The sequence below is a fragment of the Bradyrhizobium sp. genome, assembly GCF_004799445.1.
Lineage (GTDB): Bacteria > Pseudomonadota > Alphaproteobacteria > Rhizobiales > Xanthobacteraceae > Bradyrhizobium.
On record NZ_SSNA01000084.1, the window covers coordinates 26,819 to 40,882 of the forward strand.

Genomic DNA, 14,064 nt, shown 5'->3' on the forward strand with positions numbered 1-14,064 from the left:
CCCCACCCATCCCGCAGCCAAGCGCAAAACTCCTGCCGGAGCAATGACGTCCAGCCAATTACGCTGGCGCTCCGATTTGGTTTCCTTAAGCATGCTATATCCGCCTCACCAAGGCCTTAACCCCCCGATTGCTTGACAGGCTCGGCGTCAAGCCATATCCCCGACGCACAATTGGCACTCCGGGAGCGCGATTGCCAAGGATGCGAGCTGTTCGACCCTCGACGGCGTCGAATACGCCCGTGTTCCGATCCACTTTCGATGACAAACCCAACTCGAACACCAAGCCTTCAAAAGGAACCGTCATGGCTAAAACCAAATTTCGTCCGCTGCATGACCGTGTCGTGGTCAAACGTATCGACGCCGAGGCAAAGACCAAGGGCGGCATCATCATTCCCGACAGCGCCAAGGAAAAGCCCTCGCAAGGCGAGATCACGGCGGTCGGTCCGGGCGGCCGAGACGAAGCCGGCAAACTGATCCCGATCGACCTCAAGGTTGGCGACCGCGTGCTGTTCGGCAAATGGTCGGGCACCGAAGTCAAGCTCGACGGCGAGGAACTCCTGATCATGAAGGAGAGCGACATCATGGGTGTGCTCGTCTGAGCTCACAGCCGCTGCATACACCATAGTCGTCATGCCCGGGCTTAACCCGGGCATCCATCGTCCTCGGAAGAGTCTCGCGAAGGCAGATGGATTGCCGGGTCAAGCCCGGCAATGACGGTAGGCTTCGCGGAGATCGACCGCATCAAATCCATCAGGAGTAAATTCAAATGGCTGCCAAGGACGTCAAATTTTCCGGAGACGCGCGCGATCGCATGCTGCGCGGCGTCGATATTCTCGCCAATGCGGTCAAGGTGACGCTCGGTCCCAAGGGCCGCAACGTCGTCATCGAAAAGAGCTACGGCGCGCCGCGCATCACCAAGGACGGCGTCACCGTCGCCAAGGAAATCGAACTCGAGGACAAGTTCGAGAACATGGGCGCGCAGATGCTGCGCGAAGTCGCCTCCAAGACCAACGACACCGCCGGCGACGGCACCACCACCGCCACCGTGCTTGCCCAGGCGATCGTGCGGGAAGGCGCCAAATCGGTTGCCGCCGGCATGAATCCGATGGACTTGAAGCGCGGGATCGAGATTGCGGTGCACGCCGTGGTCAAGGACATCGAAAAACGCGCCAAGCCGGTCGCCTCATCCTCCGAAGTGGCCCAGATCGGCACCATCTCGTCCAATGGCGATGCTGCGATCGGCAAGATGATTGCGCAGGCGATGCAGAAGGTCGGCAATGAAGGCGTCATCACCGTCGAGGAAAACAAGTCGCTGGAGACCGAAGTCGACATCGTCGAGGGCATGAAATTCGACCGCGGTTATCTGTCGCCTTATTTCGTCACCAACGCCGAGAAGATGACCGCCGAGCTCGAGGACGTCTACGTGCTGCTGCACGAGAAGAAGCTGTCCGGCCTGCAGTCGATGCTGCCGGTGCTGGAAGCCGTGGTGCAGTCTGGCAAGCCGCTGTTGATCATCGCCGAAGACGTCGAGGGCGAGGCCCTGGCCACGCTGGTCGTCAACCGTCTGCGCGGCGGGTTGAAGGTCGCCGCCGTCAAGGCACCCGGCTTCGGCGATCGCCGCAAGGCGATGCTGGAAGACATCGCGATCCTGACCGGTGGCCAGTTGATCTCGGATGAACTGGGCATGAAGCTCGAAAGCGTCACGGTCAACATGCTCGGCCGCGCCCGCAAGGTCGTGATCGACAAGGAAAACACCACGATCGTCAGCGGCGCCGGCAAGAAAAAGGACATCGAATCCCGCGTCGGCCAGATCAAGGCGCAGATCGAGGAGACCACTTCGGACTACGACCGCGAGAAGCTGCAGGAGCGGCTTGCCAAGCTTGCCGGCGGCGTCGCGATCATTCGCGTCGGCGGCGCGACCGAGGTCGAGGTCAAGGAGAAGAAGGATCGCGTCGAGGACGCCCTCAACGCTACCCGCGCGGCCGTGCAGGAAGGCATCGTGCCGGGCGGCGGCGTGGCACTGCTGCGCGCCAAGAAGGCGGTCGGCCGCATCCACAACGAAAACCCCGACGTGCAGGCCGGCATTAATATCGTGCTGAAGGCGCTGGAAGCGCCGATCCGCCAGATCGTGGAAAACGCCGGTGTCGAAGGCTCGATCGTCGTCGGCAGGATCCTGGAGGAAAAATCCGAGACCTTCGGCTTCGACGCGCAGACCGAGGAATACGTCGATATGGTCGCCAAGGGGATCATCGACCCGGCCAAGGTGGTGCGCACCGCGCTGCAGGATGCGGCCTCCGTGGCGGCCCTCCTGGTGACGACCGAGGCCATGGTCGCCGAACTGCCGAAGGAATCGGCGGCGCCGATGCCCGGCGGCGGTGGCGGCATGGGTGGCATGGGCGGCTTCTAGACTATCCCTTCATCCGCCCAATCAATCGACGAAGGCCGCCTCCGGGCGGCCTTCTTTTTTGGCGATTTGTGCAGAGCTTTTGCTAGGAATGACCAGGTTCCGATTCACCCGTGGCCAATATAGCTCTACCCTGAAGCCCGATTCCATCCTTCCCCGGAAAAACTCATATGCGCGCCCTTTTGTTCTGTCTGGTCGGACTGATGACGGCCTCGACCGGTCTGGCCTACGGCCAGATGAAGCTCTCACCGAAAGCCGCGCCTGGCGCGAACGAAACCCGATACTTTACCGCCATCGATGGATTGATGGACAACAACGCCGACGTCATCCTCAAGGAAACCCGGCAGGGCAAGACCGTCACCGCGGCGGTGCTCGACGTCTGCTATCCCGTGGCAAAGGGCTCCGATCGCAAGGATCGCTTCGTCGTCAACCTTGCCGTCAACGGCCAAACCATGACCGGCACCACGCAGAGCGTCGGCGGCAAATTGCCGGTCACGGTGAAGCTTGTGCGCAAGCCGTCGGGCGACGGCTTCGAGTTCAAGGGCCAGATCAGCATCGGCCAGGCCGTGACCGAGGTCAATTCGAGCGACAATTCCGACATCAGCGAGAAGGAATTTCAGGACAATCAGACCACCGATGACGGCATCACCGCAGCGCCAAAGGATTTTACCGAAGTGTCTCCGGAATCGATCGGCGTGAGGGTAAAGCTCGATGCGGCTTCGGATTTCCTGAAGGGCCTGAAGGGACAGGATGTCGAGGTTTCCCTGAGCAGCCTCGCCGTTACCTGCGATGCGCTGCGGGCCGGCGAACAGACCATCAGCCTCAGCGCCGATCCGGATCGCGCCGCCGCGCTGATCGAGAAATTCAAGTCGTCGCCGGGGGTGGCGGCCGCCGGCTGGACCACCGGAGTGGTCGAGATGGAGCGCACCGTCCGTTTTCCGGCCGCCGAATGGCGCGACGGCGATCGGCTCAACAAGGACAAGCTCACGGCGAAGGTCTCCAGCGTTCTGGCCGTAACGCTCTCGGCAAAGCCGGCGGCCGCGGCATGGAGCACCAGCACCGGAAAGCTGAAACTAACGTTCAAGCGGCCGAGCCGGTCGTTCCCCGCGCTCGACCTCACCGAGATAATTGAAGTGACCGCGCTGGTGGCGCCGGACAAGCCCGGCGCGTCCGACCGGGTGATGCTGTGGATCGGCAATCCGGTGGTTTCAACCACGGACGAGGCTGCGGGCCCAAAACTCAATCTGGCCAACGATACCAGCGGCGACGAGGAAGGCGATCAACGGGACGACAATGGCTCCGTCGATGCGCTGGCTAGGGAATTCAGGGGACAACGCTGGGACGCCGACAAGTCGGCCTGGAAATAGCCGATTGATCCCGCGCCGTACGATCGCAAAATCCGATCGAGTGATCCGGAAAAAAGTGGCTTTCCGGTTGGGCCATGCCCGATCGGTCCGGCCCGAAACTTCAGTTGGTGTTGATTCGGAAACGCAGCGGCCTGGCTCCGATGAACGACACCAGATCGCCCCGCCGCTTCCAGGTTGCGGCCTCGCTCAGCGCCGCGACCAGTTCATCGTCAGCCTGCGCCCGCGCCGGCGGGCAGTCGCGGCCCTGTAGCGGACCGGGAACAAAAATCACGGTATTGCCCGCGACCGAAAACTGGCCCTTGCCGGCCTTGCACCACAATTCGAGCCTCGCCTCGCCGTTGTCGCCGATCTCGAGCGTCGGAATCCGCTTCGATCCGCCTTGAGGTGCCGCCTCCAGCGTCATCTCGAAGCCGAACGGAAATCCGTCATCGGCGCAGGCCGGAATCGCCGCGAAGGCCACCGCTGCCAGTGCTGCAGCAGCCGCGGCTTGCCTCAAAAAACCTGTCGCTGAAAACATCAAGTTCCCCGAACTATCCGGATATTCCCGGCCGCGCGCCGTTGTAATGGCCGAACGCGGCATTGACCAGATTGGCGGTCATACAAATTTCGCCTCGCAAAAAAATCCCCGCGTCGCGGGACGCGGGGATTTTATCGACGAGATCAGGCCGGTGTCCTACTTCAACACCATGGCCGTGAACGGATAGACATAGGCCTGCAGCATGACAAACAGGCCTACCAGACATGCCAGCGCGATCGAGTGTTTGAACACGAAGCGCAGAATCGTGCCTTCGTGTCCGTACCAGTTGGTGGCGGTGGAGGCGACAACGATCGACTGCGCGTCGATCATCTTGCCCATGACGCCGCCGGATGAGTTCGCCGCCCCCATCAGGACCGACGACAGGCCCAGTTGCTCCGAGGTGATCTTCTGCAGATTGCCGAACAGAATGTTCGACGCGGTATCCGATCCGGTCAGCGCCACGCCCAACCAGCCGAGCAGCGTGCCGAAGAACGGATAGAGCACGCCGGTCGCCGCAAACGCCAGACCAAGCGTTGCATCAACGCCGGACAGGCGCGTCAGCGTGCCGATCGCCAGCATCGCCGAGATCGTGATCAGCGAAATCGCGCACAGTTTGATGGTGCGGCCATACTCCGCGACCATCTTGGCCGGCGAGAATCCCATCAGGACACTGGAGATAATCGCCGCGATCAGCATACCCGTTCCGGTGAACGACAGGTAGGTGAACCCGAATACCGCACCCTCCGGCGTCGGCTTCGCCGCCACCGGCGGCACCTTGTTGATCATGTTGTGCAGATCGGGAACGGGGTAATTCCAGGTGAAGATCGAGTTGGCCCAGGTCTTGAACCAGCCGCTGCCCCAAATCAGCATCACGATGCAGACGATGATCCACGGCAGCAGGGCACTCCAAAGCTGTGCCTGGGTCAGCGGCGTCTTGTCCATCGGCTTGGCGGGCGCCATCGTCGCGGCGGATTCGTCATTGCCACGCAGCGCCGGCGACAGCCAAAGCTGCTTCGGCTGCCAAACCTTGAGGAACAGGATCAGGCAGCCCATCGAAATCAGCGAGGCGCCGATATCGACGATCCAGGGGTTGATATAGTTGGAGATCACGAACTGCGGAATCGCGAACGACAACCCGGTGACCAGCACCGCCGGCCAGACGTCCTTCATGCCCTTCCAGCCGGCGAACGCCCATACCACCCAGAACGGCACGATCAGCGAAAACACCGGCAACTGCCGCCCGACCATCGCGCCGAGAATATAGGGATCGAGACCGGTCACCGAAGCGAGACCCTGAATCGGGGTACCGAGCGCGCCGTAGGCAACCGGCGCGGTATTGGCGATCAGCGACAGGCCGGAGGCGGCGAGCGGCGAGAAACCGAGGCCGATCAGGACCGCACCGGTCACGGCAACCGGCGTGCCGAAGCCCGACGCGCCTTCGAAGAAGGCCCCGAACGAAAACGCGATCAGCAGCAATTGCAGGCGACGGTCTTCGGTCACACCACCGACGGCACGCTGCAACAGGTCGAAACGGCCGGTTGCGACCGTGATGCGGTAGAGGAAGATGACGTTCAAGACGATCCAGCCGATCGGGAAGAACCCGGCCACCACCCCGAGCAGCGTCGCGCGAATCGACATGCCTGCGGGCATCGTGAAGATGAAAATCGCAATCAGATTGGCGGCAATCAGCGCAATGATGGCGGCGATATGCGCCTTGACCTTGCCGCTTGCGATCAAAACCAGCAGCGTGACGACGGGTATCGCCGCGGCGATGGTCGAAAGCACCGTGTTGTTAAATGGATTGTAGACTTGATTCCACATTACGATTCCTCCCCACGCGCTTATTCGGCGCCCAGACCCGCGTGAACGGTCGGTGCGCCTGGCGCGATTGCCGGGGGTGTCTTTAGCAAAGCAAAGCGCGAAATCGAAGGCGAATTTGGCCGTGCCAAACCCGCTCACAAACACGCGACGTGCAAAGGCCCCCTGCCCCTCACCATTACCGGCATGCTAGAGTTGACTTCGAGGCCGGGACAAGCGAACGCAGACCGCAGCAATTACGACTTTAGTCTAGGCCCGCCGGATTCCCCCGCTTTTCAGGCCTTGCCGCCATCGTCCCGGAGACCGCAATCTGTGAACAACATCCGCTTGACGCCCGCGACCGTATGGCGGATCGCTGCTCCCTATTTCCGGTCGGAAGACAAATTCGCAGGCCGCCTGCTGCTGGCGTCGGTGATTGCCATCGAGCTGACCGTGGTCGGGATCAACGTTCTCCTGAACCAGTGGAACAACCGCTTTTATACCGCGCTGCAGGAGAAGAACTGGGACGGCTTCGTCAGGGAAATCGGCATCTTCTGCATCCTGGCCACGTGCTACATCGCGCTTGCCGTCTATCAGCTCTATCTCAATCAGTGGCTTCAGATTCGCTGGCGGCGCTGGCTGACCAGCCGCTATTTGGGCGAATGGCTGCACGACGCCAACCACTATCGCATGCAGCTTCAGGGCGATGCGGCCGACAATCCGGACCAGCGCATCACCGACGACGTGAAAATGTTCGTCGATCAAACGCTGAATATCTGCGTCGGCCTTTTGAGCGCGGCGGTGACGCTGGCGTCCTTCGTGGTCATCCTGTGGGGCCTGTCGGCTGAGGCGCCATTGACGATTTTCGGCAACGAGTTCGACATCCCCGGCTATCTGGTATGGGGGGCGCTGATCTACGCCGTGTTCGGAACCGGGCTGACGCACTGGATCGGCTCGCCCCTGGTGCAGCTTGATTTTCAACAGCAGCGCTACGAAGCCGACTTCCGCTTCAACCTCGTGCGGGTGCGCGAGAACTCCGAGCAGATCGCGCTGCTGCGGGGCGAGAGCGCCGAACGGGGGCGGCTGTCGGAGCGCTTTGGCCGCGTCGTCCAGAACTGGTACGCGATCATGAGCCGGACCAAACGGCTAACCGCATTTACCTCGAGCTACACCCAGGCCGCGGTGGTCTTCCCCTATATTCTGGTCGCGCCGGCCTATTTTGCCGACAAGATCCAGCTCGGCGGCATGATGCAGACCGCATCTGCGTTTTCCACCGTACAACAATCGCTGTCATTCTTCGTTTCGATCTATCGCGCGCTGGCCGAGTGGCGCGCGGTCATCGCGCGTCTCGACGGATTCGAGGCGGCAATCGCCGGCGCCACCGCGCTGACGACCGGCGCCGGTTCGATCGACGTCGTGGCTTCCACCGGCAGCGACAATATCGAGCTGCGGCAGCTTCTGGTCCGGCTGCCCAGCGGAACCCCGCTGGTTTCAGCCGATGGCTTCAGCATCCACAGCCATGAGCGCACCCTGGTCACCGGTCCGTCCGGCGCCGGCAAGTCGACCTTGTTCCGCGCCATCGCCGGCGTCTGGCCGTTCGGAACCGGCACGATCGCGATCCCGGCCAAGGCCACGCTGATGATGCTGCCGCAGCGGCCGTATTTTCCGGTCGGTTTGCTGCTGGCTGCGATCGTCTATCCTGCCGAAACCAACGCATACACCCCCGAACAGGTGGGGAATGCTCTCATCGCCGTGGGTCTGCCCAAGCTCGTATCGCGGTTAGAGGAGGAAGCGCATTGGAACCGAATGCTCTCGCTTGGCGAACAGCAGCGTCTTGGGCTGGCACGCGCGCTGTTGCACGCGCCGCAATATCTGTTCCTGGACGAAGCGACCGCGTCGCTCGATGAGGCCTCCGAAGCGGCGCTGTATCGTCTGCTGGCGGAGAAGTTGCCGGCAACGACAGTGGTCTCGATCGGCCACCGGAGCACGCTTGAGGCCTTCCACCAGCGCAACGTCGTGCTGGCCGATGCTGGCGATCGGTTTGAGCTGCAGGACCAGGATAAAGGCGGCAAGCCGTCATAACGGCTTACAGGCCAATCCGACCGCGGCGGCAGCCGTCGCGCGTTGGGCAGCCGGAACACCTCGCCAGTCAAGGCATCCGGTTCGCCGAAAAACAAAAGGGCGGCAGATTGTGCTGCCGCCCTTTCCGCAGTCTCAAGAGAACGATTACTTCAGATTGGTCATCGCGGTCAGGTCAGCCGAGAGCTTGACGATACCGGCCGCACCGCACCAGTTGGAACCTGCGCCGGCTGGATTGATCGATGTGACGTTGGTCGTTCCGGAAGCGTTGAAGGCACTGGTGAAGGCGTTGCAGTTACCCTTCGACAGGTCGGAGTCGGAATAGCGAAGATCGAGCGTGAACACCTTGTAGGTGAAGCCGATGCCGATGTTCCAGGTGTCATAGCTGGCGTAGGGGATGCCTCTCGCGAAGTTACCCAAGGCGCTGACGACGCCGTAAAATGCATCCGATGTACCGAGCCACTGCCGGCCGACCTCGGCGGACACATACATGCCGACGCCGCTGGTGCCGAAGGTGGTGCTCGGCGCGGTGTACTTGCCGGTAATCGACGCGTAATCGCCCCAGGCGCCGGAGTTCAGGAAATTCGGCGAGTAGTATTCGTTGACGCCGAACTGCCAGTTGTCGTTGATGGTGTAGTTAGCCTTGCCGTAGACTTCGACGAAGCTCACGTCCTTCTTCATCACGTTGCCGTTGGCAAGGAAGATCGTGCTCGTGCTGACCGGGCAAACATTGCCGCCGGGAAAGCCGCCCGTGAGGAAGTTGTCGGCGCAATTGCCGCCCGGATAGAGGTAACCCCAGACACCGAAATCGAACGCGAAAGCACCGAAGGTCGGTCGAATACCGCCGTAGACATCGACTTCAGCGGCAGCACGGTTCGCGAAGGAAATGCTCTCGACAGAGGTGCCGATATACAGCTGCAGGTCCTTGGTCACATTGTAGCGCGGCTCGAAATAGGCCGCGACCGAAGGGTTGTGATTGGACTGGGTGACTCCGCGGAAGATGTAGTCGCTCATGACGGCGCTGCCGAACGCGATATCCCAGGGATCGAACGGCGCCGGGGGTGGTGCTTTGACAGCCTTAAGGGGCATGTCCGCCGCAAAAGCCGAACCCGACATTGCCAACACCGCAGCAACCAGCACCATCTTCTTCATCAGGATCCCCAACGCATTTTCAAAGGTCCGTCCGGGTCTGGCCCCCCGAAAGACAGGGCGGCAGCCGACTGGGACCAAATTCATCAATCCGAGAGGCAATCTGGTACGGGTTGCCGGTTGCGGGAAGCAAAAAAGATGATCATCTGCATACGTTTTAGGCGTTATTGCAGTCACCAGAAGCTTTGTCCCGCAACTGTTGCAATCCAACAACAACTTTTGCGGAGTTTCGAATCGGCGCGGCAACTTTTCGGGGCTGCTCTTGCGGAGGATCCCCTGAGGGCCCGGTCGGCGACCGACAAGAGCGAATCAGCGGTCGTTCGCTCCCCGCACCTTTCCCTCGATTCACCCCAAGGGGAGCTCCCCAAAAAAAGGCCGCAGCGAGGAGCGCTGCGGCCTTCCAATGTGACCGGATCAGACCGGACGCGACTTGCTATTGGCTGTCGTCACCGCCGGAAGACGAGCTCGACGGATGCCCCCATGACGGCGCGGGACTTGAAGGAGCGTGACTTGGCGCAGCCGGACTTGGCGTGGCCCAACTCGGTGGCGATGCAGCCGGCGCGGGTGCCGGCGCTGCCGCGGGCGGCGGCGCCGGTTTGGGCGCGGCTGGCTTTGCTGGAGCTGCCTTTTTCGCCGGGCGCTTCTTGGCGCTGGCCTTCTTGGCCGACTTTTTCGGGGCCACCGCCTTGGACTTCTTGGCCGCTTTCTTCGCCGACTTCTTGGCCTTCTTGGCCGATTTTTTGGCCGATTTCTTTACCGATTTCTTGGCGGATTTCTTCGCAGACTTCTTGGCGGATTTTTTCTTCGCCGTCAGAAGCTTTTTGCCCTTCTTCGCTTTCTTGCCCTTTTTCTTTTTGCCTTTAGCCATCGTGGTCCTCCTGTTGCCGCTGAGCCGTGTCTATCGAGCGCTTCAAGTCGTCCGCTTTTTCGCGTCAGGCCAATCGATCAGTTCAACCCTGGCCGGGGACCGCCTGTCGCCCAATCGAGAAGCTCAATCGTGTGCACCACAGGAACTGACGTACCGCCGGCAATCTGCACCATGCATCCAATATTGCCCGCAGCAATCATGTCCGGCTTGACCATCGCAATATTGGCGACCTTCCGGTCACGCAATTTGTTCGCAATGTCAGGCTGGAGAATGTTGTACGTCCCCGCCGAACCGCAGCACAAATGGCTCTCGGGTACATCTTTCACCACGAATCCGTTCTTGGAAAGCAATTCTTTCGGGGCTTGTGTGATTTTCTGTCCGTGCTGCAGCGAACAGGCCGAGTGATAGGCGACGACGATGTCGCTGTGTTGCTGCGCCGGCTGCAGATCGAGGCCGCTGACATACTCGGTGATGTCCTTGGCCAGCGCCGAAACCTTGGCGGCGGCGGCAGCGAAATCCCGGTCCTCGCGCAGCATGAAACCATAATCCTTGATCACGGTGCCGCAGCCCGACGTCGTGATCAGGATGGCGTCGAGGCCACCACGCTCAGCCTCCGCGAGCCAGGCGGCAATGTTGGCGCGGGCCAACGCCAGCGCGGCGGCCTCGCGGCCGAGATGATGGGTCAGCGCACCGCAACATTGCTCATCCTTGACCAGCACGACCTCGATACCGTGACGCGTCAGCAGGTTGATCGCCGCCTGATTGATGCGCGGCGCCAGCACCTGTTGGGCGCAACCTTGCAGCAAGGCGACCCGTCCGCGCTTTTCGCCGATGGCCGGGAACACGCTGCCGCCGGCGGGTCCCGGCGCCGGCAGGCTGCGCGGCGCAAGCGCCAGCATCGCCCCGATCCGCCGCAGCAAGGTCGGCGTGCCCGATGCCGCCTTGGGGGCCGGCAGCAAGCCGATCAGCGGTCGGCCAAGCCGCGCCAGGATCATGCCGGCGCGAAATAAAACGGGTTGCGGCAGCACCAAAGCGAGCGTCGCACGCAACAACCGCTCGGTCAGCGGCCTCGTATAGTCCCGTTCGATCCTCACCCGCGCCTGATCGACCAAATGCATGTAGTTCACGCCCGACGGGCAGGTGGTCATGCAGGCGAGGCATGAGAGACAGCGGTCGATGTGCTTGACCACTTCCGCGGTAGGCGGCCGATCCTTTTCCAGCATCTCCTTGATGAGATAGATCCTGCCGCGCGGGCTATCGAGCTCGTCGCCGAGCAGCACGTAGGTCGGACAGGTCGCGGTACAAAATCCGCAGTGCACGCACGCGCGTAAGATCTTGTCCGCTTCGGCGATATCGGGATCGGCGAGCTGGGTGAGGCTGAATTCGGTCTTCATGCCGCGGACCCCCGTATCATCCGGCCGCGATTGAGGATGTTTTTCGGATCGAAGCCGTGGCGAACGCGCTCGCTCAAGGCAGCAACGCCGGCCTTTTGCGGATGGAACACATCGATATTGCGCCGCACTTCGTCGGATCCGCGCAGCAGCATCGCGTGGCCGCCGATGGCTTCGACCCGTGGCCGCACCAGTGCCACCTGGGCATCGGCCTTGGGCGGCAGCGCCGCCCAGATCAGGCCGCCGCCCCAATCGTAGATCACGTCGCCGCCGGTATCGCGCGCCAGGGCCTGGCCAAGGGCGCCGCCGGAGGCCGGCGGGCAGACGATCCGCCACACCGGCCACGCTCCGAGCGCGCCCTTGGCCGCAAACGGCCCGACGTCGCGAACGGAACTCCAGATCGCTGCCGAGGACGCATCCTGCAGAATTTCAGTCGTCCCGAACGGTGCGAGCAGCTTGGCCAGCGCGGCCGCGCGGTGGCTGGCCGATGCCGTGATTCCCTCGAGCCGCAACAGCGTGACCGCCTGGCGCGGAGATCCGACATCGCCGAGGCCACCCTCTGCGGCTCGAAGCGCCGAATTCGGGACATGAGCGGCACCGGACACATCGAACGGCGAGCCCAATGCCGCCGTCATCGCCCGGTTGGCCGAAATGTCATCCAGTCCGCGCAGCACCAGCGTCCGCTCGCTCTCGGGCCTTGGCATGACCTTCAGCGTCACCTCCGTCATCACCGCGAGCGTGCCCCATGACCCCGCAAGCAGCTTGCAGAGATCATAACCGGTGACGTTCTTCACCACCCGGCCGCCGGCCTTGAAACTGTCGCCGAAGCCGGATACCGCGTGGGCGCCGAGCAGATGGTCGCGGGCGCCCCCGGCCTGAACGCGGCGCGGCCCGGCAAGGCCGGCGCCGATCATGCCCCCGATGGTCCCCTCCCCCGACGTCCCCAGCAGCAGGCTGGTGTCGGCCGGTTCAAAGGCAAAGTGCTGGTTCTTCGAATCGATCAGCGACTTGACGTCGGCGAGCGGCGCGCCCGCCTGCACGGTGATGATCAGCTCGTTCGGTTCATAGGAAGTCACCGCGTTGAGCGCCGACAGATCGAGCAGCGCGTTGGTCGCCATCGGCTGGCCGATCAGCCGCCTGGAACCATGGCCGATGATCTCCAGCGGCTGCTCGCCGGCGATCGCCGCGCGCACCGCCTGCTCGACATCCCTGGCGTCACGTACTTTCAGAGTGTCCACGCCAACCGCCTAGCCTTCATCGCCGTTCCGCCCTCGGCCAAGCGCTACGCCGCCAGCCGCAATCCATGGCACCTTCTAAAGGCGTGGATGCCGGACACAAGACCGGGAGTGGTGGCTCGGCATCCCCTGCCACAGGCGAGGCATACCCTCAAAGTCGGGGTCGGCAGCATCCGGACGGATGGATTCAATGGCGGGTAGTCAATTTCGCGCCCGAAATCAAATTCGCGCACCGAACAAGGTTCTGAATGCCACGACACCGCTTTCGGTAATTTCGACCGACCGGCCCAGACGCCGCCTGCGAATCCAGTCACGCGCGAAGCCCAGATCGGCAATCGCCGCCCCGACCCTGCCGGCCAGATGCGGGCGCCGTTCGCTCCAGTCGAGGCATGGCCGGCAGAACGCGCGGCGGCTGCGAACGGGTGCAGTGAGGTCGATGCCAACATTGACCAGGAAGTCCGATCCTGCCGCAGTCAATTCCCCGGCATCGGCGTCAAGCGCGAGATACCGACGTTCGATCATCGCGTCGGTGAGCGCGACGCCAAGCTCCCCGGCCAGATGATCATAGCAGGTTCGCGCCCGCCGCATGTCGCTGTCGATCCGGGACGGCGGCCGAAACCTGGTCGGTCCCGTCACGGCCACATTCATGATGCCTTCGAGCATCTGGGCGACCAGCGGCGTTGCCAGCCGGTAGAACCGGCGCGGTCCGCGCTTTTCCACGGTCAGAAGCTCACGTTCGACGAGTTTGGCCAGGTGCGAGCTTGCGGTCTGGGCCGTTACGCCGGCGACGGTTGCCAACTCCTTGGCGGTGAGCGTCCGTCCATCCATCAATGTCGCCAGAATGTTGGCGCGTCCGGGATCCCCCACCAGTTGGGCGACCTCCGCCAGCTGCGGTACGACCATCGCGGACCTCCCTGTTCGATCGGCGGCAACGCGCGGCTTGGCACGCCGTTCCCCGCAAACGCTTCGATGTCAATCGAACTTTGCTTGCATCGGCCGGGTCGGCAGCGCTGCGCGGTGCCGGAACCTGAACGAGATACTTCGGCCGCGGTCGAACTGAAACCGCTCAACCTTCGACGCGAAGCTGCGTTACCAGTCATCGACATCGAACGAATGGAGAAAAATCGTGCGGCATTCGAAAATCCCGACACCGCAACCGTGGTCGACCGGCCCGGTTGCGAGACGGACAGCCATCGCCGCGTTCGGCGCGGCGACGATGTTGGCCAATCTTTCGGCCATTTCACAATCCCGATCACA

The 14,064-nt window shown here is 62.5% G+C and carries 12 protein-coding genes; 4 read left to right on the forward strand and 8 right to left on the reverse strand.

Annotated elements, in window-relative coordinates; genetic code table 11:
• The first annotated feature begins 302 nt into the window (after window positions 1–302).
• The 3 genes from E8A46_RS11500 (at window position 303) to E8A46_RS11510 (ending at window position 3,771) form a co-directional block, all read left to right on the forward strand.
• Window positions 303–599 carry a co-chaperone GroES gene (locus tag E8A46_RS11500; protein ID WP_291560560.1) on the forward strand — a complete coding sequence of 99 codons (297 nt, stop codon included), beginning with the start codon at window positions 303–305 and terminating at the stop codon, window positions 597–599.
• A 167-nt stretch (window positions 600–766) separates the two neighbouring features.
• Window positions 767–2,407 carry a chaperonin GroEL gene (gene groL / locus E8A46_RS11505; RefSeq protein WP_291560561.1) on the forward strand — a complete coding sequence of 547 codons (1,641 nt, stop codon included), beginning with the start codon at window positions 767–769 and terminating at the stop codon, window positions 2,405–2,407.
• Window positions 2,408–2,574: 167 nt separating this feature from the next.
• Entirely contained in the window at window positions 2,575–3,771 is a 1,197-nt protein-coding gene (locus E8A46_RS11510; RefSeq protein WP_291560564.1) for a hypothetical protein, read from the forward strand.
• A gap of 100 nt (window positions 3,772–3,871) precedes the next feature.
• Here the strand turns inward: E8A46_RS11510 and E8A46_RS11515 are convergent, their stop codons facing one another.
• Both E8A46_RS11515 and E8A46_RS11520 read right to left on the reverse strand, forming a co-directional pair.
• On the reverse strand, window positions 3,872–4,288 hold the full coding sequence (locus E8A46_RS11515) for an META domain-containing protein (RefSeq protein ID WP_291560566.1): 417 nt from the start codon (window positions 4,286–4,288) through the stop codon (window positions 3,872–3,874).
• A gap of 156 nt (window positions 4,289–4,444) precedes the next feature.
• A complete protein-coding gene (locus E8A46_RS11520) occupies window positions 4,445–6,109 on the reverse strand; it encodes an L-lactate permease (RefSeq protein ID WP_291560568.1) in 1,665 nt (554 codons plus the stop codon).
• Between the two features lie 309 nt (window positions 6,110–6,418).
• Between E8A46_RS11520 and E8A46_RS11525 the strand changes: the two genes are divergently transcribed.
• Entirely contained in the window at window positions 6,419–8,167 is a 1,749-nt protein-coding gene (locus E8A46_RS11525; RefSeq protein WP_291560570.1) for an ABC transporter ATP-binding protein/permease, read from the forward strand.
• Between the two features lie 144 nt (window positions 8,168–8,311).
• Here the strand turns inward: E8A46_RS11525 and E8A46_RS11530 are convergent, their stop codons facing one another.
• The 6 genes from E8A46_RS11530 to E8A46_RS11555 form a co-directional block, all read right to left on the reverse strand.
• The gene (locus E8A46_RS11530) at window positions 8,312–9,316 is read right to left on the reverse strand and encodes a TorF family putative porin (RefSeq protein WP_291560573.1); all 1,005 of its coding nucleotides are present in this window, start codon (window positions 9,314–9,316) and stop codon (window positions 8,312–8,314) included.
• A gap of 430 nt (window positions 9,317–9,746) precedes the next feature.
• Entirely contained in the window at window positions 9,747–10,181 is a 435-nt protein-coding gene (locus tag E8A46_RS11535) for a hypothetical protein (RefSeq protein ID WP_291560575.1), read from the reverse strand.
• Between the two features lie 77 nt (window positions 10,182–10,258).
• A complete protein-coding gene (glcF, locus tag E8A46_RS11540) occupies window positions 10,259–11,575 on the reverse strand; it encodes a glycolate oxidase subunit GlcF (protein ID WP_291560577.1) in 1,317 nt (438 codons plus the stop codon).
• Window positions 11,572–12,810: an FAD-binding protein gene (locus E8A46_RS11545; RefSeq protein ID WP_291560579.1), complete on the reverse strand. Its 1,239-nt coding sequence runs from the start codon at window positions 12,808–12,810 to the stop codon at window positions 11,572–11,574. Before E8A46_RS11545 ends, glcF begins: the two co-directional genes overlap by 4 nt.
• 216 nt (window positions 12,811–13,026) lie before the next feature.
• Window positions 13,027–13,710 carry a winged helix-turn-helix domain-containing protein gene (locus E8A46_RS11550; RefSeq protein ID WP_291560581.1) on the reverse strand — a complete coding sequence of 228 codons (684 nt, stop codon included), beginning with the start codon at window positions 13,708–13,710 and terminating at the stop codon, window positions 13,027–13,029.
• A 186-nt stretch (window positions 13,711–13,896) separates the two neighbouring features.
• Window positions 13,897–14,046 (reverse strand): hypothetical protein, encoded by a 150-nt coding sequence (locus tag E8A46_RS11555; protein ID WP_291560583.1) that lies wholly within the window; start codon window positions 14,044–14,046, stop codon window positions 13,897–13,899.
• Between the last annotated feature and the right edge of the window lie 18 nt (window positions 14,047–14,064).